Origin of the sequence: Pedobacter sp. MR2016-24 (assembly GCF_026239655.1) — a bacterium.
Lineage (GTDB): Bacteria > Bacteroidota > Bacteroidia > Sphingobacteriales > Sphingobacteriaceae > Pedobacter.
Genome location: NZ_JAPIVO010000009.1, coordinates 128,240 through 154,485, shown reverse-complemented (window position 1 = coordinate 154,485; position 26,246 = coordinate 128,240). Strand labels below are relative to the sequence as shown.

Here is a 26,246-nt window from a genome sequence, read left to right as displayed (position 1 = left end):
CCCCTTGTAACAGTCTGCTTCTGTGCGCAGTTTCACAGCAATTTGGAAGGAGATTAGTCTGCAATTTATACACGATATGGGGCAGAAAGTTCCCATTGAAAATCCCATTCCCCTCTCTTTTTAAAAAGAAGCCGGAAACCTAAATAAATAAATTTGCCGGCCTTTTTTGATTGCTTATGGTATAACTTCTACTACCGGGGGTAATAACTGGTACATTACCGGGGTAACCAGGCGTGATAACAAGGTAGAGCTAATAAGTCCACCTATGAGTACCAGTGCCAGTGGTGAATACAGCTCACTATATTCAATAACCAGGGGAAGCAAACCGCCAATTGCTGTCAGTGATGTGAGCAATATAGGCACAAACCTGATCTCTCCTGCTTCAACAATTGCCTCATGTACACTCCTGCCCTGTGCCCTGAGCTGATTAGTAAAATCAACTACCAGCAGGGAATTCTTAACCTCAATCCCTACCAAAGCTATAAATCCAATTGTTGCTGTAAATGACAGTGTCTCTCCAGCCAGAAATAGCATGATCAAACCTCCAACAATGCCTAAGGGAATTACAGACAAGACAATAAGGATACTTTTAAAAGTTTTAAACTCCAAAATAAGCACGCCCAGAAATCCGAATACGGTGACGATCAGGATAATTCCCAGATTACCAAAACTCTCCTCTTTACTTTCTTTCTCTCCGGCCACCTTGAATGAAAATCCAGGTTTAAATTTAAAGCTATTCAGCTTTTCAGTAATCTGTTCATCCAATTGCTGAACGTTATAACCTGGCTTCACAAAAGCTGAGATAGTCACATACCTGTCCTTGTCATAATGCCTGATCTGGTTGGGCAGACTTTCAAAACCAACCGTCGCAACGCTTTTAAATGGAATATTTACGCCTGTCGCGGAGGGTATATACAGCCTGTCAAACATACTTATATCCTGGATAGATGAACTCCGTGAAATGGAAACATTCACATTGTAATTGTCAGCTTTACCTTCATCTGCTCTGTAGGTCGCTACATTCAATCCCGCAGACCCCATACGAACTGTTTTATCTATATCTGCAGATGCAACAATCAACAAGCCCGCTTTTTCTTTATTTATAGTAACTTTTAGATCCACTGGTCTAACCAATAAGGGATTATTTACATAAATAGTTCCATCGACTTTACCAATCAATGATGCTACATCAAAAGCAGTTTTCCGTAAATCGTCTAAATTATCAGCATAAATACGGTAGGCAAGCGGTGCTTCAACAGGTGGTCCCTGCTCAAAATCTTTCACTTTAATTATCGCACCCGGATAACCTTCTACCTGTTTTCGTAACTTTTCGATAACAGCGACCTTCTCTCTGGTCTCTAAGCCTTCTACCTGGACAAAGATTTCAGCAAAATTTTCACTCTCATTATGTGGTATCACATTATAGTAGATGCGCGGATTTCCTTTCCCTACATTACTTGCAAATGAGCTTATCTCGGGAATTAATTTGAGTTTTGATTCAACAAACCGTGTGACTCTGTCTGTCGCATTCATATTCGTGCCTTCCGGTGTTTCAATCTGAACCAGAAACATTGGCTTTTCAGATTTCGGGAAAAGACTGCTGCCAATTACAGGTACCAGCATCAAAGAGCCAATAAATATTCCACCAATAATCAAAAGCGTAATAACGGGACTATTCAACGCTTTATTCAGCAATTTTCCATAAGTAGTGTGAATTCCTTTTTTAAGCATTCTCAGCAGAAAATTACCTTCCTCACTTTGATGTGGTTTAAGAATGATGCTCGCCAAAAATGGCACCACTGTTAATGATACAACCATGGATGCAAAAATGGTCGTGATCACTGATAGCGGCAGACTCCTGATAAATTCACCAGCGCCTTCGGGTAAAAATACGATGGGTAAAAATGCAAATATCAATAAGACAGTACAACCTATCACGGCAATGCCAATTTGTGATGTCGCTTTGATTGATGCTTCCACCTTCCCATATCCCATACGCAGGTACCTTTCGATATTTTCTACCACAACAATACTATCATCTACCAGTATGCCCAGTGCTACGATCATACCTACGATACTTAGCTGGTTCATGTTATAACCTAAAATGTTCATCAGCGTGAGTCCGATAGCCAGAGAGAGCGGAATGGATATCATTACCACAACTGAGGCCCGCGTACCCAATGGTAATAATGTAACGAGAACGAGTAAAATAGCGATCCCAAAATCTCTGGCAAAGTGTGAAAGACGGATGTCTACACTCTTGGCCTGATCAAAAACCTTAACCAGCTCAATATTTCCAGGAAGTTCCTTTTTGAATGCGGCAATCACCGGGTCCACCTTATCCTGTACATCAATAATATTCTCTTTATCCTTCAGACTGGCATTCACAAAACTACTTCGATAGCCATTAAAACGGGCAATATGTGTTTCATCTTCATAGCCCAAAGCCACATCGGCTACATCTTTCAGATACAGAATTTTCCCCTGCCCGGAATAGATAACAGTATTCTTTACTTCATCCAGACTACTATAGTTTCCGCTTGTCTTAATATTCAGTTTACGGTCTGCAATACTGATACTCCCGCCAGGTATGTTTACATTTTCACTCTGCAGTGCTGCTATTACATTATTTTGTGTCAGTTTTTGCTGTGCTATCTTTTGCAAATTGAGTTTTACATTTACCTGAGGCTCAGGAACCCCTGCATACTCAACCTTTTTAAGCGCTTGTATCTTTTCTAGTTTTTCCTTCAGCAGTTTTGAATATTTTTTCAGTGCAACATTTGACGCGTTTTCGCTGATCAGCGCATATTGATAAATACTCACATCAGAAGGTATCTGTTTGTTGATTCTGATATCCGCAATATCTGCGGGAAGTTCGGATCTCAAACTATTTATTTCTCTGACTACTTCCTGATATTTATCATCAGGATCAGAGCTGTATTTATAAATTACCTGTATAACTGCAAGTCCGTTACTGATATCTGTAGTGACGTGCTTAATATCATCAAGTTCATGTATTTTTTTCTCTATAGGATCAACTACAAGTTGTTCCATATCCTTGGGATTCGTACCCGGATATACAACTACTACAGTAAACTGAGGAGGATGTGTCTCCGGATCTTCACTTCTCGGCATTGTAAATAAGGAATAGATTCCGAGTGCAAGCACTGCTATAAAAACAACTAGGGTGAACTGGTAGTTCTTTACAGCAAATTCTGGTAATTTCATCTTGTAAATTTTAGCCGTTAATTAATGATTTTAATTACTGATCCATCTGTAAGATAGGCAGACCCTTCCCTGATGACACGATCTGCTGTGGTCATACCTGTAGAAATATATGCCTTGTCCCCTTTCAGGTAAGCTACCCTGACTGATTTCTTCAAAGCCTTTTGTCCCAGCGCCACAAAAATAAAAGCACTGTCATTTTTCCCTTCAACCAATGCATCTAAGGGTACAGACAATAGACTCGCTTTTACTGAAGGATAGATTTTTACTTTTGCAAAAAGACCCGATATCAATTTAGCTTCGGACGGACTGATTGCAATTTCCAGCTGAAATAATCCTGACCCACTATCACTTCCCTGTGCCATAGATCTCACTTTACCTGAAATTGTCTGATGAATGGCATCAAAAGTTATTTCAGCCCTTTCACCGCCGTTAATTCTTGCTCTATCCTTATCCGTAACACCACATTTAATTACCCAGTCTTTATTGGCTGTACTACTGACTGTCAGTATAACCACACCTCCGGAAACCTGCTCACCTTCATTTGCCGCTTTTTTAAGTACAACGCCATTCGTGTTAGCAGTAATGCTGGACTGTGCAGCATTAAATCTGGCAATATCCAACTGTTTTTTGGCTATCGTTAATGCAGTCGCTGCGTTTTCCAATTGTTCTTTTGTAGTCACGCTATCCTTATAAAGGTTTGCGGTTCTTCTGGCATCCCGCTGCGCTTTCGCGAAGTTTTCTTCAGCCTGACTCCGCTGCGCGTTTACTTCAGTCATATTTAATACAGCCAATAACTGACCAGCACGAACCTGATCACCTTCTTTTACCAGGATACGGTTAATAATCCCGCTGGTTTTGAATGAGAGATTACTTTGCTGCTCTGAAGATAATAAGCCGGAAGTTTCCAGGGGTTCTGTTTCCTGCAGTCCTTCTGCAGAAATAACTTTAACGGGGATAGCAATATCCATCTTTTCTACCGGCTTCGTTTGATGGCAGCCCGTTATTATTATACCGGCGAAAAGTACAGTCCAATAGTTTATCAGTTTCATATGTTAAGATTTTATAGGATTAAAATATATAACTAGCTGCTGCCCGTTCCAATTCAGTTTCACGGGTTTGCACATTTAGATAAGAAATACTTTCTTTTAGCTGATCATTTATCAGCTGGGTTTGGGCATCAAGCAGTTCAATGTAAAGTGCTTCTCCTTCTTTATACAGACGCTGTTCGTCTCTAAAATACTGCGCTGATAAAGCTGTCTGACTCATCGCAGCTTTGTAGGATTGAATTGCTGCTGTAAGTTTGTTCTGAGCAGTTTGTGCCTCTAATTGTAATTGCTGCTCGGCCATACTGGTTTGCGTCTGAGCAACTTTCAGATCAAGGGATGCCTGCTGAACTTTATTTTTATACCTGTTGCCGGTAAAAATCTGCCAGGAAAGTGTTATTCCAAAAAGATAGTAGGGAGATTGATTATTCACCTTAATAAAATCACCCTGTGCTCCCAGATCAAGGAAAGTGGACAATTTCGGCAAGGCACTTGTCTTATTTAAGCGTACAGCTAAAGCATTCACACGTTCCGCTGCTTCCAGTGCTATAAGCTCTTCTCTTTTGGCAGATTTAACGCTGTCCGTTTTGTAAAAGGATACAGGCGATAAGCTTACCTCTACCAAAGAATTTAATGGCTTGTTCAACAAAAAATTAAAGTATGCTGCAGCATTGGTTGATTGTAGCCTGGCATCTTCCAGTTGCGATACCAAGCCTGTAAGCTCATTTTGTGCACGACTCACAACTGTTCTTATTGCCTTCCCATTTTTTACCATAGACTGGTTGATTTTTAAGTTCTCCTGTGCAAGTACAACTCCACTTTCGAGTACCTTTACTGCCTTCAATGATTGTTGATAACCATAATAAGCCACCTTTACATTTTTGATCAGTTCACGTTTGTAAACGATCATCTGCGCCTGCTGTAAGGAAATCTGTTCCTTCTTGATACGACTGTTATAGATAATTTCTGCATTATATAAGGGCATAGAAGTGTGAACTTTCGCATCATAATAATTATTCGGGTTAAATGTCTGGCTCACATTTTCGATCTGCGGAAAGTTACCGGTACCGGTTAAGTTATTCAAGGAACTATATACAGGATTGAGTAAGTCGCCTACAGGTATTTCAATCTTTCTACCCCCGCCTGACGCCAGATATTGCGTATTGAAATTCACGTCAGGAAGAAAAAGGCCTTTGGCCTCCTTTAATGCATAAATGCTCTTTTGAAAAGCAAAGTTCTGGTTTTGTATGCCCAGATTATTTTTTAATGCTTCACTTACATATTGCTGAAGCATATCCTGTGCAGCAACAGGATATGAAATTCCATGCATCAATAGCAGGACAAGGATAATGTTAAGTCGGGTAAATTTAAGAATCATATTTTTCATCGTTTATATAATAAACACTGTTTATTTGAGGAGAATACTTTTTATTTGTTACACTATCTGAAATATAAATTCACATTGATTATTTAATGAACACCGTTCATAAATGGCCAATTTTTTTAATGTTGAATTGACTTTAAGAAAAAATCCATTGATTGCCCAAGCATATTCTTCAAGACCTGATCGTCGACTTTTTTCATGGATTGAAATCTTTCCCTGATATAAAGAGAAACGAGTCCATGTGCGTAAGACCATACGGTAAGCGCTACCATAAATTTATCTGCCTCCTTCAATAATCGCTGATCTATCCCTTCTGAAACAGTATCTACCAATACCTGAAAAGCACTGTCTCCTGCATCCCATTTCTCCAAACAGGATATTTCTTGTAAAGGCGCCCGCATGATAAACATTAAGTCATAATAGTCTGGGTTATCCAATGCAAAGTTCAGGTACGAGTGACCTATAGCGGTTAATCTTTCAAATGGATTCTCGATATGCACATGCTTGGCGAACTCATTGTTTAACAATACGAAACCCTGTTCATGAATAATATAGAAAATCTCGTCCTTTTCTTTGAAATATAAGTATATGGTTGCAGGGCTATATTCAATGTCGTCAGCAATAGTTCTGATTGAAGTTTTTTCATAGCCTAACTCCAAAAAAAGTCTGGTAGCTGATTCTATAATCAACTTTCGCCTGTCCAGCTTATCTCTTTCTTTTCTGTCTTTGATTGCCATATAACAGTGCAAATATACTAAACAGTGTTTAGTATGCAAATTATTTCTATGAAAATTAGTTTGTCCTAGCCATATTTATGGCTAGGCTGCCTTTACCAGTTTACTTTCAGGCTTTACTTTCTTTTTCTTCTTTCCCGTTCGCCACCAGATTAAAAATCCTGTTATGGGTAAACTGACAGTGAAGAGCGCTACTATCAGGGCAAGCAATTTTGTCGGCCAGCCCAAAATGCTTCCCGAATGGATTGGCAAATTCAACTTTCTGATTTTACTGCCAATACTCAATTGTTCAAATGGTATTTTTTTTAATAAAATGCCAGAGTTGCTATCAAAATAAGCGGCATCGCTAACTACCATCATATTGGCGCTTCTTTCCTTTTGTAAAGTCACCGCCTGTCCTTCTTTCGCCGGAAAATATAAGGTAACGGTTCCGGAACCTGCATATGCTGTATTCATTTGCATGACCATCCGCTGATAAATACCAGGTTTTATCCCTTCTCCCTTATTTAAATTTTCAACCTCAACTTCCTTCCTCGCTTTGCCATCAGCAATTTTAAACAATGCGTTTTCTACCCAGTCATAACTCCAGACCAGGCCTGTAAGTGTAACTACAAGTAAAAAAAAAGAAAGGTAAAAGCCAGATACGGCATGTAGATCCCAGGTGAGTCTTTTTCCGGAAGCATTCCATTTAATTTTGAACCGCTGACTAATTGCTTTTTTATTTGCCGGCCACCAGATAATTATTCCACTGATCACTAAGAATAAACATATCGCACAGGATATACCCGTAATAATTTTGCCCGCTTCTCCCAATAAAAGTACACGGTGTAATGCGATAACTGTCGGGAAAAATCTTCCGCCATAGCTACCATGGTAAAGTATCTTACCATTATATGGATTGATAAACACAACTTGCAGGTTTTTCTTCTTTCCTAACCTGACTTCTACACTTTCGTTAGCTTTTTCAGGTAAAACCAGTCTGCCAGGTTTCACTTTCGGATAAAGGGCCTGTGCGCTATTTAACAAACTGTCTACTGACAAACGCTTTTCTGAACTAATCTCAACTATATGATCACCTTTAAACAGAATAGGCTCCAGTTCATCCCTAAACGTGAGGAGACTTCCTGTTAATGCAACAATAAAAATAGTCAATCCGGCGGGAATACCTAACCATAGATGCAGCCACCCAATAATTTTCTTAAATTTTTTGTTGTTCATCTTTTGTCAATTGAGTCAGCAAATTAGACTAATTACAAATTAAATCAAAGAAGAATTACAATTCCACGTTATCTGAATTTAAAGAAAACAGGCATTTTACCTCTTTGAGCACTATAAATACCATAATTTCCACTAACGAAGTTTGATATAAAACAAGCAATAAAAAAGAATAATACATACTGAAATCCAAACAGCTCAATCCCCATAATAATGCAGGCTAGGGGCGTTTTGGTCGCACCGGCAAAGACCGCGATAAAGCCAAGTGCAGCGAATAAACTGGTTGGTGCATCCAGGAGAACAGATAATGTATTACCCAATGTTGATCCTATATAAAATAATGGTGTCACTTCCCCTCCTTTAAATCCTGTTCCCAGCGTTATGGTTGTATAAATTATTTTCCACAGCCAGCTCCATGTATCGGCTCCTCCTGATAAAAATGATGAAGGGATAGTTACCGCCCCCGGATATTCTGCATCAACACCAAGACTGAGGTAATCCGATTTATTGAAGATCAGTGTTAAAACGATAATGATCAACCCACCTACAACGGGAATAAGCCACTTTATAGAAAATAGCCGATTAAAAAATGTTTTGATGGTATGTACCAGGATAGAGAACAGCATGCTTGCCATTCCAAATAAGATAGATGCAAAACCTATCTTACTCAATAACAAAAGGTCTACTGGCAAATATGCCGAAAGAAAATAGGAAGTTTTTGCTATTTCATCAATATGATAAGCAGTATGATGAACATGAAGAGCGGAAACAGTAAGGTCGCCAATCAAACTGGCAAGTAATGCTGGAAATAGTACATTATACTTGAGTTTGCCTTTAGTAAGTACTTCGATCGCAAAAACTGCACCTGTTAGTGGTGTACCAAAAACGGCACCAAAACCAGCTGCAATTCCCGCTATGAGCAGTATTTTAGTATCCTCTTCATTTAGCTTGAGCCACTTTCCAATTAAGGCCGCTGTGCTTCCTCCTATTTGTACGGCCGTGCCTTCTCTGCCTGCAGAACCTCCAAAAAGATGGGTGATAAGGGTTGTGATTAATATTATTGGACTCATTTCCCAGGGCACACCGCCGCCCGGCTGATGTATCTCCTCAATAATGAGGTTATTGCCTTTCTCGGCCGACTTGCCAACAGCAGCATAGATAAAATGAATGACTATACCAGCAACAGGAAGTAAAAAAAGTAACCTTTTGTGTTGGAATCGCAGGTGAATAACTGTATTGAGCAGCCATAAAAACAGAGCGACTAATAGACCTGTAACAATCGCCATAGCGCTGATCAATAAAGTCCATCTTATCAGATGCCTGAAAATACTGAAATTAGAATTATTTTGAAATACTGATTTTAAAAATTTCACCTACAAATAATTTAACTCGGCATGCGGTATTGCATATCGATTAATATTGCAGGCGCCATCAGCTTTTTAAGGCGGTTAAGTCGGAAGACACCATTTCCGTGTATGCAAATATAAAAATGTTCTTTATAAATACAAATGATCTTGTTTTTTAGCCGTTGGAAATAATATCAAGTTCAATATCCAATTTATACGCAATCCTTTCTTGCTTTGCCTACATTTTCGCTACTTTTACACTGGCTTTAGGGGTATTCTGAAAAAGAATTGAGATAGTCCCTTTGAACCTGATGCGGCTCATACCGTCGAAGGGAAAAGTAATAGTAATATAGTAATTATTTACTCCGCATCCGGAGCCGCTATAGCCGCCTAAATTTCAAAATATTGATATGAAAGAGCAGCTTTGGGAATATATCCTGTCCGTAAGACACAACTCCCCTTTAGTACACAATATCACCAATTATGTGGTGATGAACAATACAGCTAATGCTTTACTGGCCGTCGGTGCATCACCCGTGATGGCGCATGCCCATTCGGAAGTAAGAAATATGGTTGCTATCGCAGGCGCTTTAGTCGTTAACATAGGAACTTTAGATGAATATTGGGTGGAAAGTATGCTTAGTGCAGTAGATGAAGCTAAAACTCTGGGTAGGCCCTGGGTGTTGGATCCTGTAGGTGCAGGAGCCACGACTTACCGCAATGAGGTGCTGGCTAAACTCATCAACTTAAAACCAGCGGTAATTCGTGGAAATGCATCAGAGATTATGGCATTAGCTAACCACAGCTTAGTACAAACCAAGGGAGTAGATAGCATCCACCAAAGTACAGAAGCGCTGGCAGCTGCTGAAATTCTGACTCAGCAATTGGGAAGTGTAATTTGTATTTCCGGCGCCACGGACATTATTATCGACCAGCAAAGAAAAGTTTTTCTGCATAATGGAAATTCTATGATGGGCAAGGTAACGGGACTAGGCTGTACCGCATCTGCCCTTATTGGTGCATTTACAACTATAGAAGATATGGATTATTTTGATGGCACGATTGCGGCAATGGCATTGCTCAGTGTGGCAGGTGAGATTGCAGCGCTGCAGAGTGCAGGCCCTGGAAGTCTGCAGATAAATATCCTGGATAAATTATATAATATTACTGCAGAAGAGTTTTTTAACCTTTTAAAATTTGAAATAAAATCATGAGCACCGCATCTTTTCCATACCATCTTTATCTGGTAATTAGTGAAGAGGCATGTTTAGGCAAGGATATGATTAAAATTGCCGAACAAGCGGTGAAGGGTGGAGTTGACCTGGTTCAACTCAGAGAAAAAAACAATACCGATGAGACATTTCTCCTGAAGGCCTTGCAAATCAAAGAAATGCTTGATAAGTACGCTGTACCGCTCATCATTAACGATAATCTGAATGTGGCAATGCAATGTGCCGCTACGGGCATCCACGTCGGCAATTCAGATATACCGCCTTCCAGGATAAAATTTGTATGGCCAGCTTGCCCTATTTTGGGATATTCTATCGAGTATATCGAACAGCTGGAAAAATCAGATGCACAGCTGGCGGATTATTTGGGCATCAGTCCGGTTTTCAGCACATTGACAAAAATCGATACCGTAACAGAATGGGGACTATCAGGAATTACAAGTATTAGAACATTGACCTCCAAACCTCTGGTCGCCATAGGAAATATCAATAGTAACAATGCCCGAGAAGTGATCGACGCAGGTGCTGATTGCCTTGCAGTAGTATCAGCTATTTGTTCAGCAGCAAACCCCGGGGCAGCAGCCGAAAGAATTAGAAATGAAATTGAAAAAAGCAGCAGATGAAAACACACAGATATCCATCCGTCTTAACCATTGCAGGCTCAGATAGTAGCGGTGGTGCAGGTATTCAGGGAGATTTAAAGACAATTTCTTCGTTAGGCTGCTATGCTACCACTGCAATCACCGCAATCACGGTTCAGAATACCCGAGGAGTAACGGCAATCCACAGTATACCTCCTGAAATTGTTAAGGGGCAAATTGATTCGATCATGACTGATATTCTGCCCGATGCGATTAAAATCGGCATGGTACATTCTGTATCCCTGGTAAATGCTATTGCAGCCGTTCTCCAGCTCTATCCTCAAATACCCATTATTCTTGATCCCGTAATGGTAGCTACAAGTGGAGATAAACTGATAGAAGATCATACCCTTACGGCGATGAAAGAAAAACTTTTTCCGTTAGCCATGCTAATTACCCCCAATCTTGATGAAGCATCAATTTTGGCTGGCATGAAAATCAATACTGTTGTTGAAATGCACCGAGCCGGACATATGATCATGGAATCAGGCTGTAAAAATTTGCTATTGAAAGGCGGTCATTTACAGGGGAATCAGTTGACATCACTTTATTTTTCTGCAGACGGAACCGTCGAAGAATTTATTTCTGAACGAATAGACACGAACAATACCCATGGATCTGGCTGCACACTATCTTCTGCTATCGCATCATTTATTGCGCGTGGAGTGTGTCTTAAAGATGCGATAGGCAATGCAGAAATATATGTCCACGAAGCAATCAGTAGTGGTGCGACAGTACAAACCGGACAAGGTAATGGTCCATTAAATCACTTTTTTAAACCTATAAATCTCATAATAAATGAAATGGTCTGAGCACACATGGAATAAGACAAGCGAAATATATAATCGCATTTTGAATATGCCATTCATTACACAACTTGCTGCCGGAACACTTGATATAGAAAAATTCAAGTTCTATATGGTACAAGATGCTAATTACCTCGAATATTTTGGCAGGACATTATCTTTAATTGCTGCCAGAGTCCCTGATATAGGTGACGTTCTCCATTTTATCCGTTTTGCCGAGGGTGCAATAGTGGTTGAAAATGAATTACATGAATCTTATTTTAAAGAATTCGGAATAGAAGAAAAAGCAGCACTCTCCCCTACCTGCCATCACTATATACATTTCATGCAAAGCACTGCTGCGCTCGCACAGGTAGAGACAGCGGTGGCCGCCGTTTTACCTTGTTTCTGGATCTATAAAAAGGTAGGAGATTTCATTCTCGAAAGCCAGGGTACGATTCACAACCCATATCGAAATTGGATCAATACTTATGCCGGAGATGAATTTGGCTTATTGGTACAAAAAGCAATTGATATATGTGACAAGGCAGCTGAACAATGCACTTTAGCGCAGCAGGAAAAGATGACCGAAGCTTTTATTACAGCAAGTAGACTAGAATGGGCGTTTTGGAACAGCGCATGGGAAAAGGAAAAGTGGTAAGATTCACGTTAAATACGATAGGTAGCATTAGTTCAAAAATGCCACCTGCCGTATTAAAATTTATTTTAGCATGACAACAGGCTGTGCACTGGATGCTGCACCCCATTTTTTATCGCGTGCAGACTGGATTTAGCGGGTAGAATCCTATAGCACCAAACATATACCAGACAGACATTTGTCCGGCATCAACATTGCCAGCGCATAATCATCATACGCATATTTTAATGTTCTGCTTACTTGTTCCTTTTTATGAAAGGCATCTGCAATACTATCTTCAACAGGAATTTTGCATACGTATAATACGTGTTTTTAGGTTGTAAATACGTATTCAACAATTGGAAATAAAACATAAACCACTATTTTACAACACATTAAATGCTATGTTTTTTTTTAAGAATGATTGTACATGTTATTTGGCAAAACACAAATAATGTCTGAGTGTTTCGCATAAAAGACCAATTGTATTATTTAAAATTAAAGCTATGAAAAAATTAATTATCATGCTGATCCTTTCAGCCTTTAGTGTGGGAACCTTCGCTCAGGATACGGTTAAACAAGATACGGTCAGGAGACAAAAAACGCATAAAACGACTTCTAAAAAAACGACCAGGAATCCAGCCAAAAAGAGCAAAGTCAAAAAATCAACCTCCAAAACTGATACTTCTATCAGAGATTCAGTAGTAAGAGATACAATGAGAACGAATTGAAATTTTAGCAGTTTTTACCAGTCAGCTGGTAAAAACTGTCTCGCTTAACTAATTAAGGAAGTTCCAGTACAGTCAAATTAACTTTTCTTATCGACAACCAGGCATAACAACATAAAGATAAGGCCATGATTGCAAAACCGAGGTTACCATAAAATCCTGGCCATGGCGTTCCTTTAAATATCATCTCTCCAAATAATGTAAACAGCACGCCGGTAACCTGCGTAGCCTCTACGGTTAATAATGCGAATTGATTTTTACTAACCATTTGAAGTGCTTTAAAAAATAAAGTGCTTCCCAGTACCCCGGATAATAAAACAGCAATAAAAGAAGATTGCAATTGTAAGGGAGAAGGGGCACCTGAAGTATAGAAACCATAGACAGCCAAACCAATCAATATAGGTAAACCGCCTATTGTCATTCCCAGCACCCTCTGCATAGGATCCAGTTGCAATTCTTTTTTTTCCAGTCTTAGCATTAATTTCCGGTTGCCTAATGGCCATAAAAATGCAGCTATCAGTGCCATGCCAATGCTTAGTGCAAGTTCAGAAAGGTTCTGTAGTTTTGATAAGTGGTCAAACTGCATCGTAATCAAGCTAATAACTAAAAAACTGGATAATAACAAGGCTTTTTTGGAAATCACTTTACGATGATCATCATATATAAAGGGAGCGATAAGAATACCAGCCAGCACTGTGGTCATAAAACCGGCAGTAACCAGCCATCCCGGTGCGATGCGGATTGCGTAGGAAAGTAGTGCATAGTAGCCACCAAATCCAATGTTACCCCAAATCAGAAAGGTAAGTGGTATCTCTTTGAAAGCATTGATCAGCTTTCCCATTTTACCTCTTACCATTACCAGTACTACCAGTACAGGCAATAATAATAAATAACGGAGACTAGCCGTCCAGGCCCAGCTTCCCCCGTGAAATGCATTTAAACTATTAACAATAATTCCTGAGGATAAAAACATGGAGCTTAAAACTCCGAGTACGATCGCTTTGATAACTTTGACTTTGGGCATATGCCTGCAAATCTCATTATGTTATGCTCAAAATATCATAATGAGTTTGTGCTATTAGCTAAAATTGAAAAAATTGCTCCCGGAAATTACTTGGAGTTGCCCCATTGGCTTTTTTAAAGAAATATGCGAAATGTGCCTGGTCTGCAAATCCCAAATCATAACTAATTTCCTTTATCGATTTAGTAGTAGTCCCCAATAAGGCTTCACTTTCACTTAATAATCTGTCATTAATTAAGTCCGTTACCAATCTACCCATCGTATTGGTAGTAATACCATTTAGCTTTCTGGAAGAGACACCTAAACGTTCACTATAAAATGCCGTGTCTCTCTTCATTTTATAATTTTCACCGATCATGATTTTGAGTTTCCGCATTAGATCTTCCTCCCCGGAAATGCGTTTAACCGGATGGAGACCGGTAGACTGCTCTGCTGCATATAAAAGTAACACAGAGAGATAATGCCGGATGACAGGAGATAAAGAATCTCTCGTCACCTCACGCTGTAATAATTGTACTAAACCCGCAAAAGTACTGACCATAGTATCATTAAGATCAATCAGGGGTAGCCTGTTAAAATAGTCAAAGAGTCCATTTTGTTCCAGTTGAGGATGTTGACTTAGAAAATCATGAAACAGTTTCTCATTAAAAAGAATCATCCATCCATCTGCCGGATAGTTAATCATCTGATGTACCTGATTTTTATGCAAAAAGAAAACCCTGCCTGGCTGCATGCAGTAATCTCTGAAATCGATCCTGTGCTCACCATTTCCATCAGTCGTCCAGTAAAGCATATAGAATTCATGCCTATGTGGTGCAAGAGAAGATTCTTCGTAGAAACCATTCATGCGTACAACCTGTATAGGTTCCTCGTTCAACATGGGTTGGAAAGGTAGCGACGCAACGTGCTGATCTATCATTAGGTTTAAGAAAAATATAACCCGCCTACACTATAGCAGGTAAAAAATATATTAATATACAGATCTCCTGGACATTAAATAACTACTTTCAGATCTGAGTTTACCATCTTCAGAAACAAAAAATAACCAGCAATGGACCTCATCCCCCATCGTGCCTTTAGCCACCTTAAAATCAATAATTCCATTGATCCTACGCGCCGCAGTATTTTCAACTGTAACTGTATTTTTGCTAACATTATAATAAACCAGGTGAGCTATATCAGTATCTTTCGCTTTACCAACTATTGAATTTTTCCAGCTAATAGTTAGTCTCACTAATGAGATATACCTCATTCTCGCATTAGCAGCCATGTGCAGGTTACCTTTACTGACCTTCACCTTAGCATAATCAATGTCATTTTTGCTGGCATCGAAAATATCAGCATTAGCATTAATTGCCGACTGAACTACTTCATTTTCTGATAAATTCCGATCACCAAAACCTATCAAAATAGCATCTTGAATCTGATTAAAAAAATCATTTATTCTCACCGTTTCCGCTTCATTCGTTTGCGGATTACTCAGGGCTGTTTTCTCTAAATTTTTCATAATTATATTTTTAAAGTTAAAACAAAACATTTGAATTAATTGCATTCAATCTATTCAATTATACGGTTTGGAGTAAACTTGAGTATTAATCTAATAAAACGATTGATAATTAACGACAAACACAATCGTTTATACCATCAAGCCTTTATTGTCAAATTAAGAAATTTCTAAACTAATTTTTAATTCATCTGTTAGTTCAATTGATAACCAAATGTAGAGGCGAAATAGTGATTTAAAAATAAACACATTGCATCAATACTTTATTTTCACATTAATTCCGTTAAATAAGCCTTCCTCCTCTCCATAAGAAACGATAACTATGAAGGATAGTTTGGCTGAATTGACAGAATACCTCATTATGTTCCTTAAGATTCAATATTAAATACAATTTACTTAAATCCGAAGCGCAAATCTCCTCGTAGTTATCAGTTATAAAATAGTACTACCTAAATTGAATATATGTTTAGTATTTATGAAACATACCTAAAAACCAAAGGGAACTTCACAGCAGATGAAATTGAATTAATCCGCTCTTTGGCAATTACTAAGACACTACATCAAAATGAACATTTCTTAAAAGAAGGGGAGCAGATGAAATTTTATGCTTTTATATGTAAAGGATGTTTGAGAAATTATATTGTCGATGAAAATGGAGATCAGCATGTTTTGAAATTTGCTATGGAAAACTGGTGGGCCGGTGACCGGGACAGTTTAATTAGCGGCATACCCTCCGTTACCTATACAGATGCGTTGGAAGAATGTGTATTAATTATGTTTGCTAAAGATACTTTTGATAAACTTTGTCAGCAAATACCTGCATTAGCAGTAATGATTGATACCCTTTTTCATCGAAGTTATGTCTCTTCATTTAAAAAAATACATGAGGCGGTAATCTTAAGCAATCAACAAAAATATGACAACTTTAACCAAAAATATCCAGCGCTTATAGATCGTATTCCTTTTCACATGATTGCATCTTATATTGGAATTACCACAGAAATGCTCAATCAGCTGCATAATGACCAATGTAAATAAAATTACAATTCGAATTTCTCTCCTGGCAGTTCACCTATAATACGCTAGCAGGCCCATAATCTGATAATAGTCCTAAAGCATGTTTACATGCTGGATTTTTTACAGATTTAAGTGCAACGTCCATTAACATTCGGTAATCTTCCTTCATGTCCATACTATGCTTCAGGAAAAGATGTACTAACACCTTATCACTTAAAATAGCAGGATGTATCTTTTTAATCGCATTATATACACTAATGAAGTTAATCCTGGTATACTTTTCCAGATAATCTGTTACTAACTTATCCAGTATATACCCAGCATACTCCCTGGATTTATATTTAATACTGTCAGGTATTTCTGTTTCCATTCCACACCGAAAATGTAAACGATAGGCTGCAGCAGCTTTTAGGTAGGAGGTCTCGTCATTAGTTGTCAGCGTATTATACATTTGCTGATGGAAAGCCGCGACAAGTATTTTTTCCTGTTGAGCCTTTATATCTGCACTTAAAAGTGAATAAGAGTATTCCGAGATTTCCGGACGATATTTTTCTACTGCATCTTTTAGCATCCCTAAATTGAGATTATAACTATTTTTACCAATATAAACCCCATCGGGCGCAAAAACAGCTATTCCCTGACTTTTAAGATGTGACAGGCGATATTGCAATTCACTGACGCAACGATATTTTCCGGAACCAATGCCTGAAAAATCAATATCATATTCCTGCATTTTACTATCTGCAGTCACTTTGATCTCTACATTATCTCCAGGCTCGTAGTGATAATCTTTTAATACATAACTTCCGCTTTCTTTAGAATTGACCAGCATTGAAAAATAGGAAGGTTCATCAATATCCTGAAGATCGAAAAAATAAATATTGCCCTTACATTTATAAGGCTGAATGATTCTATCTTTTTCAAGTCTCAGCTCAGGCTCATCTATAAGGTGATTTTCAATGATAAGGTATGGGACTTCTTTGATATTTTCGTCTATTTGTATTTCAAAAAAAACGCTGTTATTTGGTTGGCAGAAAGCATTATTATTTCCAGTTGCTATAGTATTTAGGACAATCATAATTGATATAAAAAAAATAAATCTCATTGTTAAGTTTATGATATAAGGAAAGACTTCAAATAATTACAGTGCATAGTATTCCCCTATGAGCAAAAATTAGCTCATTAACTTTCCATTATTTGTAATTTTGAGGGTAATCCTCATTGAAAAAAACAGCGGGATGGTTGATTAATTATACACGCAAAATTCCCAGCCCGCTATCAATCAGAATCAATCTGGCGGTACTTTGATCGCATTTAAGAAATGAATGTCTATTTTTTTCATAATCGGTTATATATTGGTTATTACTAGCTAACTAAAAGGTTTTATAATGAAACAGGCTTTTATTTGCATTAATTTTTTAAATAAACTAAAAACCGGACATTATTATTTAGCTACTATAAATCAAATATAACGACAATATATTACATATGCAAATCGTACTTAACAAACAACCTTAATGCATATCATTATTTATTCTTTTTGAAAATGGCAAAAAGAACAAAGATACATAAGGTAATTGGTGCTAAAGAGATGATTGGAAATTCATTAAAGGAAAAAAGAATTAGTATGGGTTATTCAATAGCTGATGCGGCTGAACTGACTGATTTTTCTAAATCGACAATAATTAATATAGAAAAAGGCATAGCAACTAATCTCGACTACTATATTGCCTATGCGCAAGCACTTAACTTTAAACTTGATAAGCTTTTCGATATCGAGGTTGAATATAAGCCCAGATTCGAACTGCCTGAAAACAAAAAGAATAGAATATTTCTGTCCAGAAAAATCAAAATTCTATTTAATGAGGAGGATTTCTTCAGCAACGATGTCAGTGTTAATGATATCATAACAAGACTTGAAGAGAAGAAAGAAGTTAAAAGATCTAAAAAATTAAGTACTGATGTTTCAAGAATTTTATTAAATTGGGTAGAAGATGGCACTATATATATTGTGGAAAAAAAGGGGAGAAATAATATTTATCGCAAAATAAAGAGCAAATAATCGCTATGTTTAATGGTGATTATTCGTCATCGCCAAATATTTTAAAACTATTTCTGCGGATACAGGTTGTAAATAAACCTAAAAATATGTACCTATGGAAAATAATAAAGATATTGTCAGCGATTTAAAAGGATTAATAAACATTCTGAACGACGGGAAAGAAGGTTATGAGTCAGCGGCGGAGACCACTGAAAGTGTAGAATTGAAAAGCGTTTTTCTTAAAAATGCAACGGAACGTGCTGTTTATGCTCAGGAACTAAAGGCTCACATTGCACAGCATGGGGGCAAGTCTGAAAATGAAGACGGTGGTGTTCTCGGTGTTTTGCACCGTACATGGATAGATATCAAACAGGCATTAAGCAGTAAAGAGGATGCTGCAATTCTTGGAGCAATAGAAACAGGAGAAAAAGCAGCAATTGAAAAGTTTGATGCAGCGCTGGAAGATTATGCTACACATGCAGATCATATCCAGTTATTACAAAAACAAAGAACAGGCATTCTGGAAGCCTTAAGGGAAATTGAAACTTACCACCAGCGCCTCGAAAGAGCATAATACCCAATAAAATTAATTAGTAAAAACAATATGAAAAACGGTACAGTAAAATTCTTCAACGCAGAAAAAGGATTTGGATTTATTAAAGATGACAATGGTCAGGAGATCTTTGTCCATGTAAGCGGTCTTATAGACGAAATCCGCGAAAATGACCTTGTTGAATACGAGGAACAAGATGGAAAAAAAGGATTAAATGCAGTAAAAGTAAGACTTGTATAATATTTTCCTTAAGAATTCGAAGGTATGTTCGTTATTGGACATACCTTTTTTATTTTTTCAGAACTCAGTTCAGCAGCAATTTAAGCTCCATCCAGACTGTTTCAGCAATGATCTGATATCCTTCAGCTAAAGGATGTACACCATCAGCCATATTGAGGCGTTTTACCCCAGCTACACCTTCCAATAAAAATGGAACGAATGCGATATCATAATTTGCAACAAGTCTGCGAAAAACATTTCGGTAGGCGGCAGCCCTTTCTCCGGGAACCCATACCGGTAATTCCATGCCTAAGAGTAATAAGCTAACTTTAGGATTTTTATCTTTTATTTTGTCGATAATCTGCTGAAGATTGGTGAACATCAACTGCGGTGCTACTCCTGTAAGCATATCATTAGCACCCAGCGCAAGTACAAATATATCAATTGACTCCACTATTAAACGATCCAAACGGTTAAGCCCCTCTTGGGTAGTATCTCCACTAATACCGGCATTTATGACTTTGTAATCTAATCCGGCAAGCTTAATTTTATGTTGAATTATCGCCGGGAAAGATGCTACCGCCGCGTTGCTTAAACCATAGCCCGCTGTGAGACTATCACCAAAAAAAATAATGTGTTTCATTTCAGAATAACCAACAACAGCAGCCAGATGTTTATCTCCAAATTGTCAGTTCTAAGCGTGACAAAGGATGCAAATTTTACGGCATTGCATATTTATGAAACTATTATACTAAAATAGGGTTTTATTCTCATCAAATAAATTAAACAAAAACTTACAACGATGGCAGAACTTAATGTACAACCCAAAAAGAAAAGTCCGATTCTATGGATCATATTGGCTTTAATAGCACTTGCACTCCTTTTTTTCCTGGTGAGGAGAAACAGCGAAACAAAAACCTCCCCAGTCTCAGATACCACTGTCCAGGACACGATAGCTAAAACTGTTGCAGATTGGGATCAGGTAGATTTCAACGCTCCCGGAACATCCTATGATGAAGTATCGGACAAAGGAATTGTTATCCGCAGTGCTAATGGTTATGCAATTTATGGAATAGGCGAAAATATTCTTTTCGCTAAAGATCAAAGTAGTATCCAGAGTACCGCCGATGCACAATTACAGCAAATCGCAGCTTCGCTAAAAAAACGTTTTGATGGAGCATCCTTGGGCATTTATGGGAATACAGATTCAACAGGAACAGCTTCACACAATAAAAAACTTGGATCAGAACGTGCCGAAGCAGTGAAAACGTGGCTGATTAAAAATGGTTTTTCTGAAAACATGATTTCAATTCATTCTAAAGGAGAAACTGCTCCTGTGGCGACAAATGCTACTGAAAAGGGGAAAGAGCTAAACAGAAGCGTTGAAATTGTCGCTTTAACTAGCAAAAAGTAATACAATATATTAACCAATTACCGAATCTTAAAATTGAAAAAGATGGCATCAGAAGAAAACAAATATGACCGTTTGCAGGAATTGAGCGGTAGCGATTTTGAAATTGCAGATTATCAGCCTGATATTAAAAGCTGGGAAATTTTTGACTCCGCCGGGGATTATATAGGTGACGTGAAAGACCTGATCTTTGACAAGGAAAGCCGTAAAGTAAGATACATTATCACAGATCTGGATATATATGATTCCGACGAAGATAAGCAGGTACTCATACCTATCGGACTTGTATCCTTAAAGGAGGAGGAAGATGAGGTGATATTAACAGAAGCTATCTCAGCAAACTTACCTCTATTACCTGTCTACAAAAAAGGATTAATTACTCCGGCAGAAGAACTGCAGATCAGAAATGTATTGACAGGTAGTGCTGAACATGTTGTTGACACTATGAATTATATACAGCATCAGGATGATTTCTATAATCATCAACATTTCAGTGACAGGGGTTACAATAGAAAACCTGCCGGCAAAGATGGCCTTGAACCGGGGCAGATTATATAATATGAACTTAGCAGCCAGCCGATAGACCTGGCTGCTAAGCTATTTAAATGCCTCCTACAGCTTTGTATAGCGTGCGCACACTTGATAGGATAACCAGTACACCCACAGCAATCAGGATTGACCTGGTATTCAATTTACCTGCCAGCTTTGCGGCAATTGGTGCAGCAATCACCCCGCCAATAATCAGCCCTGCTATTGTTTGTATATGGCTAGTACCCAAAATAATAAAAAAGGTAAGCGCGCTGCCAAGTGTTACAAAAAATTCGGTCAGACTCACTGTACCAATAATATATCTTGGAGTCTTTCCTTTTGCGATGAGGGTACTGGTAACTAACGGACCCCAGCCGCCGCCGCCAAAAGAATCTAAAAAACCACCGGCACCAGCTAGCCAACCTGCATGTTTTACTTTTCTTGACTCTTTTTTCTTTTTAAAGGCATTAAATAAAATGCGCCCACCAAGCAGCAATGTATAGGCAGACAGTAAAGGGCGGAGCCAGTTTCCATAAGATTCACCAAGATAGGATAATAATACAGCACCTATGACTGCTCCCAGTACCCCGGGAAACAACAAGGTTTTAAAAAGCTTGTTGTTGATATTTCCAAACCGGTAATGACTAAATCCGGAGGCTCCGCTGGAGAACATCTCAGCAGTATGTATGCTTCCGCTGATTGCTGCCGGATTAAGTCCGGTTGAAAGTAATACTGTGGTTGATATTACACCATATCCCATCCCCAGCGCGCCATCTACCATTTGCGCAACAAATCCGGCAAGTACCATCCAACCAAAAGCAGCATCAAGATCCAGGGTTATTGCCAGGGTTCTGAAAGCTGTAACCAAGTTGGTCATCGGATAAAAAGACGCAATGGCATGACCAATGATGATAAAAGCCAATGCGAATAAACAGCGCCCGGCGAAAGTTCTCCAATATCTTTCATCACGAAGATTAGACTTTTTACGCGGTAAATCTTTTAGTTTTTTAGCATCCTGATCCTCTTTATTTTCTACATCGTTCCCTGTATAATTTTCCATCAATTGGGCTGGTCTAAATAATTTATATAATTAGTTTTTAAAGATATAAATAATCTAGTATTCCAATAGACTTTATTATCCCATTAGGAATTAGCAGTTAGCAAGTATACCAGCCATTGTGATTTACTCGCTAATGAAACTTAATTTTTAGCCTGATCTCCTTGTTCACATCTTTGCCTCCCCTATTCCACCTCGATCCACTAAGCACAAGATGAATCGCCCGGTTATTGAGGGCATCATTAATCCCCTTCACAATTCTTATTTTGACAGGATTACCCGCTGCGTCGATCGTAAATGCGAGGGTTACTTTCCCTGTTGTGCCCACGTTGAGCGTAGCCTGCTGCTGGAGATATTTTTTATAAGCTTCCCATCCTATCAGAGGATAGGCCCGTAAAGCTGCTTTTTTACCAGTTGACAACACTACAACCTCGTTCAGCGACTGCTGTGTATCAAATAAAGTATCATTTACCTCTTCACCAGAATTTGTGCCCCGGATTCTTATACCGGCAACCCTTCCTGCCAATGTTTCCTGCCTGTCTGCAGGTCTGCTCATTGTTGTTGATGAACTGGTTATGTCAGTTTTTCTTTTGGCCACATAGCCGGTTACCACTATCTCATTTAAAGCCTGCCCGCTAAAAATATCAGAGTCACGTGCCACACTTACCGCGGCTATAGTGTTTGAATCTCTCACTACAGGCAAAGGCTTTTCAGGCAACCTCAATGGGCTATGCTTACGCAGTATTGCAACGTCTTCCTGATGTACAGGACTTTTAGGTTCAACAATAGTACCTTGGATTACCGATTCAGCTTGTTTTTTTCGAATAGCTGTTAATGTATGATCATGCCTGATCTGCTGCGGCTTCCGCAATAGCAAAAAACCCGTAATACCTGAGATCAATAACAATGAGGCAGCCACTACCCACGATTTCCATGATAGCATTTTAACAGATTTATTTTCCTGAATACGATTGCTGATCATCTGATCTATCGTTGAAAAATCAATTTGATCATCATGCTCTTTACTGGCTTCCATTCCAATCAGCATATCCATCAAAGCAGGATCTTCCTGTGCTCGTCTCTCAAGCTGATACATAGCACGGTCATCAAGCTCCCCGTTTAGGTAACTGGCGATTAATGATATGTCTGATTTATTATTCTTCACGATTTTTATCCATGCAAATTTTTAAATTTCTCTTGCCATTTTGAATATAGCTCTTCACATCATTTAAACTAAAACCGGTAGTCTCCACAATCTCCTTATAACAGCGCTCTTTCAAAAAGAAAAGATCAATACTTTGTTTCTGGCGACCTGGCAGCCTTTCTATACATAACTCCAGCGTAGTCAGCTTACGCTCTTTATTTTCATGATCATCCTGATGCGCAAATCCTGAGAATTCCACAAATTCTTCAAAAGGAACGTATTGCATTTTTTTGCCCGACCGCAGCTGCATCAGACAATAGTTTCGGCTCAGTACGTAAAGCCAATTGCCAAAATTCTTTATTTCCTGCTTCTTAACTTTTGTGATCAGCTCCTCAAATATCTGCATCACAGCATCCTTGCTCAACTCAGTATCCTGAAGATAACGGTAACACACATAATAAACCATAGTAGAATGGGCCTGAAATAATTTCCCGAGCAATTTAAGGTCCTCTGTTTCTATAAATTGCTTTAATAGCAACTCATCATTTACAGGATCTGATTTTTGAGCGTTACTGAACCAATTCATCTATAGGGTAAAAATACTTTTTTTTTATTCGTTTATGGAAATATTAATGATGATGCATCCCCCGGCAAAATTCAACAACATGAAAAGAAATATTTATTTAATGATGCTGCTCATTAGTCTGGCTGGGTTCAGAACAGGCAGTAACCGTAATATCAACGGAACAGTTTATGATTTGGATGACAAAAAACCAATTGCAGGCGTTAGCGTACAGGTGACTGGCACTAATGTATACGTCAAATCGGATGAAAATGGTAATTACAAAATTGATGTACCCGAAAGTAAAACAGAATTGACCTTTAGTCAGATAGGATATCTGACACAAAAGATTAAAATTGGCAAGAAAAATCAGGTTGATGTATGGCTTAAAACTAATGATGTTTCGCTGAATGAAATAATCATCACTGGTTATCAGGCACAACAAAAAAGAAGCATAACTACCTCAGCTGTAACAACAATCCAGAGCCTCCAGGGTAAAGTTGCAGGTATAATGATCCGCGGTAAGAATTCTTATAATGATCAGGATAATGAATCTTATAAGGGGGTAGAAGAAAACCGTTTTACTAACCCAAAACAGGCACCATTGTCAACATTTGCGGTAGACGTCGATGCGGCATCTTATAGTAATGTACGTAGATTTATCAACAGCGGCCAGCTACCGCCAAAAGACGCTGTACGTGTGGAAGAAATGATCAATTATTTTAAATATGATTTACAGTCACCGACTAATGGCGATCCTGTTGCAATTCATACAGAACTTTCTTCAGCACCATGGAATCCTCAGCACCGGTTATTACGGATTGGTCTTAAAGCAAAGATGATTGAAACAGCTAAACTCCCGCCATCTAATCTGGTATTTCTCATTGATGTATCAGGATCTATGTCAGGCGCAAACAGATTACCTTTAGTAAAGGCCTCATTAAAATTACTGGTAGATCAGTTAAGAGATATTGACCATGTCGCTATTGTAACTTATGCCGGTGCAGCCGGTTTAAAGTTGGCAAGCACACCGGGTGATCAAAAGATTAAAATTAAAGAAGCTATTGAAACGCTGGATGCTGGCGGCGCTACCGCAGGGGGCGCAGGATTGAAACTCGCTTACAGCATAGCTACAGAAAACTTTATCAAAAGTGGCAATAACAGAATCGTCCTGGCATCTGACGGCGACTTTAATGTTGGTGATTACAGTGATCAGGACATGGAACAATTGATTGTTAGGGAACAGCAAAGTGGCATCAGTTTATCTGTGTTTGGTTTCGGTATGGGCAACCTTAAAGATAGCAAAATGGAGGTTATAGCTGATAAAGGTCATGGCAACTACGCGTATGTAGACAATATCTCGGAAGCACGAAAAGCAATGGTTACAGAATTTGGTGGCACCTTATTTACTGTAGCCAAGGATGTAAAATTACAAATAGAATTTAATCCGGCATTAGTTCAGGCTTATCGTTTGGTCGGTTATGAAAACAGATTAATGGAAAAAGAGGACTTCAACAATGACCAGAAAATAGGTGGCGATATGGGGGTTGGCCACACCGTTACTGCTTTATATGAAATTGTCCCTGCAGGAATAAAAGACAGCTTTTTAACTGAAGTAGATCCGCTAAAATACCAGAAGACTCCAAAAGCACAAGTCTTAAACAGATCTTCTGAAATGGTTACGATTAAATTCAGGTATAAAAATCCAGACTCCGATAAAAGTAAAATGAAGGCAGTTGTTGTATATGATACACCTGTGGCCTTCAGGTTAACCAGCAACGATTTCAGATTTTCAAGTGCCGTAGCAGAATTAGGGATGTTATTGCGTGGATCTGATTTTAAGCAGCAATCTGATTTCAACCGGTTGATCGCAAGAGCTAAAGGAGCTTTAGGTGAAGATAAGGAAAGATACCGTTCGGAATTTATCGGTATGGCAGAAAATGCCCGTCTGCTTTCAAAAAGTAATACCATTGCAAAGGATGAATAGTAAGGTGTTATGCCATGTAGAACCTTACCTTGAATAAATTTGCAGGAGAGAAAAACGTTTATAGTCAATCTCCACGATTTCATTCCAGCTAGCCTGCAACCTCAATTGTTATCAAATCAAACAGGTTGCAGGCTGCATTAGAACTAAAACAATTTTATCGAACACAAATCTCTATTTGAACAAGTTGAACAGCCATTTGATTTATTTTTAAACAATCATATACCTATTTTCG

General features: G+C 38.5%; 27 protein-coding genes and 2 riboswitches. Of the genes, 12 read left to right on the top strand and 15 right to left on the bottom strand.

Annotated features, from left to right (window positions below; genetic code table 11):
• Nucleotides 1-174: 174 nt before the first annotated feature.
• The 6 genes from OQX62_RS23315 to OQX62_RS23290 form a co-directional block, all read right to left on the bottom strand.
• Nucleotides 175-3,228: an efflux RND transporter permease subunit gene (locus OQX62_RS23315; RefSeq protein WP_265834076.1), complete on the bottom strand. Its 3,054-nt coding sequence runs from the start codon at nucleotides 3,226-3,228 to the stop codon at nucleotides 175-177.
• 17 nt (nucleotides 3,229-3,245) lie between these two features.
• Nucleotides 3,246-4,277, bottom strand: coding sequence for an efflux RND transporter periplasmic adaptor subunit (locus tag OQX62_RS23310; protein ID WP_265834075.1), 1,032 nt, complete (start codon nucleotides 4,275-4,277; stop codon nucleotides 3,246-3,248).
• Between the two features lie 19 nt (nucleotides 4,278-4,296).
• Complete coding sequence (locus OQX62_RS23305; RefSeq protein ID WP_265834074.1) at nucleotides 4,297-5,658, bottom strand: TolC family protein; 1,362 nt, start codon at nucleotides 5,656-5,658, stop codon at nucleotides 4,297-4,299.
• Between the two features lie 116 nt (nucleotides 5,659-5,774).
• Nucleotides 5,775-6,392, bottom strand: coding sequence for a TetR/AcrR family transcriptional regulator (locus OQX62_RS23300; protein WP_265834073.1), 618 nt, complete (start codon nucleotides 6,390-6,392; stop codon nucleotides 5,775-5,777).
• An 81-nt stretch (nucleotides 6,393-6,473) separates the two neighbouring features.
• On the bottom strand, nucleotides 6,474-7,607 hold the full coding sequence (locus OQX62_RS23295) for a PepSY-associated TM helix domain-containing protein (RefSeq protein ID WP_265834072.1): 1,134 nt from the start codon (nucleotides 7,605-7,607) through the stop codon (nucleotides 6,474-6,476).
• Between the two features lie 68 nt (nucleotides 7,608-7,675).
• Nucleotides 7,676-8,890, bottom strand: a complete 1,215-nt coding sequence (locus tag OQX62_RS23290) for a chloride channel protein (protein WP_265834071.1) — start codon at nucleotides 8,888-8,890, stop codon at nucleotides 7,676-7,678.
• Nucleotides 8,891-9,019: 129 nt separating this feature from the next.
• Nucleotides 9,020-9,084, bottom strand: a riboswitch (Fluoride riboswitch).
• 124 nt (nucleotides 9,085-9,208) lie between these two features.
• Nucleotides 9,209-9,302, top strand: a riboswitch (TPP riboswitch).
• 58 nt (nucleotides 9,303-9,360) lie between these two features.
• Between OQX62_RS23290 and thiM the strand changes: the two genes are divergently transcribed.
• From thiM to tenA, 4 genes are read left to right on the top strand one after another with little or no spacing between them, the layout of a single operon-like run.
• The gene (gene thiM / locus OQX62_RS23285) at nucleotides 9,361-10,164 is read left to right on the top strand and encodes a hydroxyethylthiazole kinase (protein WP_265834070.1); all 804 of its coding nucleotides are present in this window, start codon (nucleotides 9,361-9,363) and stop codon (nucleotides 10,162-10,164) included.
• Complete coding sequence (gene thiE, locus OQX62_RS23280) at nucleotides 10,161-10,802, top strand: thiamine phosphate synthase (RefSeq protein WP_265834069.1); 642 nt, start codon at nucleotides 10,161-10,163, stop codon at nucleotides 10,800-10,802. Before thiM ends, thiE begins: the two co-directional genes overlap by 4 nt.
• Nucleotides 10,799-11,632: a bifunctional hydroxymethylpyrimidine kinase/phosphomethylpyrimidine kinase gene (gene thiD, locus OQX62_RS23275; RefSeq protein WP_265834068.1), complete on the top strand. Its 834-nt coding sequence runs from the start codon at nucleotides 10,799-10,801 to the stop codon at nucleotides 11,630-11,632. The genes thiE and thiD overlap by 4 nt, the downstream gene beginning before the upstream one ends.
• Nucleotides 11,619-12,266: a thiaminase II gene (gene tenA / locus OQX62_RS23270; RefSeq protein ID WP_265834067.1), complete on the top strand. Its 648-nt coding sequence runs from the start codon at nucleotides 11,619-11,621 to the stop codon at nucleotides 12,264-12,266. Before thiD ends, tenA begins: the two co-directional genes overlap by 14 nt.
• A 109-nt stretch (nucleotides 12,267-12,375) precedes the next feature.
• On the opposite strand, the gene OQX62_RS25220 is transcribed toward tenA, so the two are convergent.
• Nucleotides 12,376-12,441: a hypothetical protein gene (locus OQX62_RS25220; protein ID WP_416276597.1), complete on the bottom strand. Its 66-nt coding sequence runs from the start codon at nucleotides 12,439-12,441 to the stop codon at nucleotides 12,376-12,378.
• 307 nt (nucleotides 12,442-12,748) lie between these two features.
• Between OQX62_RS25220 and OQX62_RS23265 the strand changes: the two genes are divergently transcribed.
• Nucleotides 12,749-12,973: a hypothetical protein gene (locus OQX62_RS23265; protein WP_265834066.1), complete on the top strand. Its 225-nt coding sequence runs from the start codon at nucleotides 12,749-12,751 to the stop codon at nucleotides 12,971-12,973.
• A 52-nt stretch (nucleotides 12,974-13,025) separates the two neighbouring features.
• Here OQX62_RS23265 and OQX62_RS23260 read toward each other — a convergent pair whose 3' ends face one another.
• From OQX62_RS23260 to OQX62_RS23250, 3 genes are read right to left on the bottom strand one after another with little or no spacing between them, the layout of a single operon-like run.
• The gene (locus tag OQX62_RS23260) at nucleotides 13,026-13,994 is read right to left on the bottom strand and encodes a multidrug resistance efflux transporter family protein (RefSeq protein WP_265834065.1); all 969 of its coding nucleotides are present in this window, start codon (nucleotides 13,992-13,994) and stop codon (nucleotides 13,026-13,028) included.
• A 58-nt stretch (nucleotides 13,995-14,052) separates the two neighbouring features.
• Nucleotides 14,053-14,910 (bottom strand): helix-turn-helix transcriptional regulator, encoded by an 858-nt coding sequence (locus tag OQX62_RS23255; protein WP_265834064.1) that lies wholly within the window; start codon nucleotides 14,908-14,910, stop codon nucleotides 14,053-14,055.
• A gap of 51 nt (nucleotides 14,911-14,961) precedes the next feature.
• Nucleotides 14,962-15,498 (bottom strand): DUF6266 family protein, encoded by a 537-nt coding sequence (locus OQX62_RS23250; RefSeq protein WP_265834063.1) that lies wholly within the window; start codon nucleotides 15,496-15,498, stop codon nucleotides 14,962-14,964.
• A gap of 459 nt (nucleotides 15,499-15,957) precedes the next feature.
• Here OQX62_RS23250 and OQX62_RS23245 point away from each other — a divergent pair, with 459 nt between their 5' ends.
• A complete protein-coding gene (locus OQX62_RS23245; RefSeq protein WP_265834062.1) occupies nucleotides 15,958-16,533 on the top strand; it encodes a Crp/Fnr family transcriptional regulator in 576 nt (191 codons plus the stop codon).
• Between the two features lie 34 nt (nucleotides 16,534-16,567).
• Here OQX62_RS23245 and OQX62_RS23240 read toward each other — a convergent pair whose 3' ends face one another.
• Nucleotides 16,568-17,617 carry a hypothetical protein gene (locus OQX62_RS23240; RefSeq protein ID WP_265834061.1) on the bottom strand — a complete coding sequence of 350 codons (1,050 nt, stop codon included), beginning with the start codon at nucleotides 17,615-17,617 and terminating at the stop codon, nucleotides 16,568-16,570.
• Nucleotides 17,618-18,058: 441 nt separating this feature from the next.
• Between OQX62_RS23240 and OQX62_RS23235 the strand changes: the two genes are divergently transcribed.
• The 3 genes from OQX62_RS23235 to OQX62_RS23225 all read left to right on the top strand — a co-directional run bounded on the left by OQX62_RS23235 (nucleotide 18,059) and on the right by OQX62_RS23225 (nucleotide 19,346).
• On the top strand, nucleotides 18,059-18,574 hold the full coding sequence (locus OQX62_RS23235; protein ID WP_265834060.1) for a helix-turn-helix transcriptional regulator: 516 nt from the start codon (nucleotides 18,059-18,061) through the stop codon (nucleotides 18,572-18,574).
• Nucleotides 18,575-18,668: 94 nt separating this feature from the next.
• Nucleotides 18,669-19,127 carry a ferritin-like domain-containing protein gene (locus OQX62_RS23230; RefSeq protein WP_265834059.1) on the top strand — a complete coding sequence of 153 codons (459 nt, stop codon included), beginning with the start codon at nucleotides 18,669-18,671 and terminating at the stop codon, nucleotides 19,125-19,127.
• Nucleotides 19,128-19,157: 30 nt separating this feature from the next.
• A complete protein-coding gene (locus OQX62_RS23225) occupies nucleotides 19,158-19,346 on the top strand; it encodes a cold-shock protein (protein ID WP_265834058.1) in 189 nt (62 codons plus the stop codon).
• Between the two features lie 64 nt (nucleotides 19,347-19,410).
• Here the strand turns inward: OQX62_RS23225 and OQX62_RS23220 are convergent, their stop codons facing one another.
• A complete protein-coding gene (locus tag OQX62_RS23220) occupies nucleotides 19,411-19,968 on the bottom strand; it encodes an arylesterase (protein WP_265834057.1) in 558 nt (185 codons plus the stop codon).
• Nucleotides 19,969-20,127: 159 nt separating this feature from the next.
• Here OQX62_RS23220 and OQX62_RS23215 point away from each other — a divergent pair, with 159 nt between their 5' ends.
• Both OQX62_RS23215 and OQX62_RS23210 read left to right on the top strand, forming a co-directional pair.
• Complete coding sequence (locus OQX62_RS23215) at nucleotides 20,128-20,739, top strand: OmpA family protein (RefSeq protein ID WP_265834056.1); 612 nt, start codon at nucleotides 20,128-20,130, stop codon at nucleotides 20,737-20,739.
• Between the two features lie 42 nt (nucleotides 20,740-20,781).
• Complete coding sequence (locus tag OQX62_RS23210; protein ID WP_265834055.1) at nucleotides 20,782-21,294, top strand: PRC-barrel domain-containing protein; 513 nt, start codon at nucleotides 20,782-20,784, stop codon at nucleotides 21,292-21,294.
• A gap of 43 nt (nucleotides 21,295-21,337) precedes the next feature.
• Here OQX62_RS23210 and OQX62_RS23205 read toward each other — a convergent pair whose 3' ends face one another.
• From OQX62_RS23205 to OQX62_RS23195, 3 genes are all read right to left on the bottom strand, one after another.
• Entirely contained in the window at nucleotides 21,338-22,324 is a 987-nt protein-coding gene (locus OQX62_RS23205) for a sulfite exporter TauE/SafE family protein (RefSeq protein ID WP_265834054.1), read from the bottom strand.
• Nucleotides 22,325-22,454: 130 nt separating this feature from the next.
• Nucleotides 22,455-23,486, bottom strand: a complete 1,032-nt coding sequence (locus OQX62_RS23200; protein WP_265834053.1) for an energy transducer TonB — start codon at nucleotides 23,484-23,486, stop codon at nucleotides 22,455-22,457.
• A complete protein-coding gene (locus OQX62_RS23195) occupies nucleotides 23,476-24,051 on the bottom strand; it encodes an RNA polymerase sigma factor (protein ID WP_265834052.1) in 576 nt (191 codons plus the stop codon). Before OQX62_RS23195 ends, OQX62_RS23200 begins: the two co-directional genes overlap by 11 nt.
• Nucleotides 24,052-24,130: 79 nt before the next feature.
• Between OQX62_RS23195 and OQX62_RS23190 the strand changes: the two genes are divergently transcribed.
• The gene (locus OQX62_RS23190) at nucleotides 24,131-26,014 is read left to right on the top strand and encodes a vWA domain-containing protein (protein ID WP_265834051.1); all 1,884 of its coding nucleotides are present in this window, start codon (nucleotides 24,131-24,133) and stop codon (nucleotides 26,012-26,014) included.
• Nucleotides 26,015-26,246 lie beyond the last annotated feature (232 nt).

Coding starts and splice junctions, on each gene's coding strand:
- OQX62_RS23315 (WP_265834076.1), bottom strand. CDS start 3,228: ATGAAATTACCAGAATTTGCTGTAAAGAACTACCAGTTCACCCTAGTT.
- OQX62_RS23310 (WP_265834075.1), bottom strand. CDS start 4,277: ATGAAACTGATAAACTATTGGACTGTACTTTTCGCCGGTATAATAATA.
- OQX62_RS23305 (WP_265834074.1), bottom strand. CDS start 5,658: ATGAAAAATATGATTCTTAAATTTACCCGACTTAACATTATCCTTGTC.
- OQX62_RS23300 (WP_265834073.1), bottom strand. CDS start 6,392: ATGGCAATCAAAGACAGAAAAGAAAGAGATAAGCTGGACAGGCGAAAG.
- OQX62_RS23295 (WP_265834072.1), bottom strand. CDS start 7,607: ATGAACAACAAAAAATTTAAGAAAATTATTGGGTGGCTGCATCTATGG.
- OQX62_RS23290 (WP_265834071.1), bottom strand. CDS start 8,890: ATGGCGATTGTTACAGGTCTATTAGTCGCTCTGTTTTTATGGCTGCTC.
- thiM (WP_265834070.1), top strand. CDS start 9,361: ATGAAAGAGCAGCTTTGGGAATATATCCTGTCCGTAAGACACAACTCC.
- thiE (WP_265834069.1), top strand. CDS start 10,161: ATGAGCACCGCATCTTTTCCATACCATCTTTATCTGGTAATTAGTGAA.
- thiD (WP_265834068.1), top strand. CDS start 10,799: ATGAAAACACACAGATATCCATCCGTCTTAACCATTGCAGGCTCAGAT.
- tenA (WP_265834067.1), top strand. CDS start 11,619: ATGAAATGGTCTGAGCACACATGGAATAAGACAAGCGAAATATATAAT.
- OQX62_RS23265 (WP_265834066.1), top strand. CDS start 12,749: ATGAAAAAATTAATTATCATGCTGATCCTTTCAGCCTTTAGTGTGGGA.
- OQX62_RS23260 (WP_265834065.1), bottom strand. CDS start 13,994: ATGCCCAAAGTCAAAGTTATCAAAGCGATCGTACTCGGAGTTTTAAGC.
- OQX62_RS23255 (WP_265834064.1), bottom strand. CDS start 14,910: ATGATAGATCAGCACGTTGCGTCGCTACCTTTCCAACCCATGTTGAAC.
- OQX62_RS23250 (WP_265834063.1), bottom strand. CDS start 15,498: ATGAAAAATTTAGAGAAAACAGCCCTGAGTAATCCGCAAACGAATGAA.
- OQX62_RS23245 (WP_265834062.1), top strand. CDS start 15,958: ATGTTTAGTATTTATGAAACATACCTAAAAACCAAAGGGAACTTCACA.
- OQX62_RS23240 (WP_265834061.1), bottom strand. CDS start 17,617: ATGAGATTTATTTTTTTTATATCAATTATGATTGTCCTAAATACTATA.
- OQX62_RS23235 (WP_265834060.1), top strand. CDS start 18,059: ATGGCAAAAAGAACAAAGATACATAAGGTAATTGGTGCTAAAGAGATG.
- OQX62_RS23230 (WP_265834059.1), top strand. CDS start 18,669: ATGGAAAATAATAAAGATATTGTCAGCGATTTAAAAGGATTAATAAAC.
- OQX62_RS23225 (WP_265834058.1), top strand. CDS start 19,158: ATGAAAAACGGTACAGTAAAATTCTTCAACGCAGAAAAAGGATTTGGA.
- OQX62_RS23220 (WP_265834057.1), bottom strand. CDS start 19,968: ATGAAACACATTATTTTTTTTGGTGATAGTCTCACAGCGGGCTATGGT.
- OQX62_RS23215 (WP_265834056.1), top strand. CDS start 20,128: ATGGCAGAACTTAATGTACAACCCAAAAAGAAAAGTCCGATTCTATGG.
- OQX62_RS23210 (WP_265834055.1), top strand. CDS start 20,782: ATGGCATCAGAAGAAAACAAATATGACCGTTTGCAGGAATTGAGCGGT.
- OQX62_RS23205 (WP_265834054.1), bottom strand. CDS start 22,324: ATGGAAAATTATACAGGGAACGATGTAGAAAATAAAGAGGATCAGGAT.
- OQX62_RS23195 (WP_265834052.1), bottom strand. CDS start 24,051: ATGAATTGGTTCAGTAACGCTCAAAAATCAGATCCTGTAAATGATGAG.
- OQX62_RS23190 (WP_265834051.1), top strand. CDS start 24,131: ATGAAAAGAAATATTTATTTAATGATGCTGCTCATTAGTCTGGCTGGG.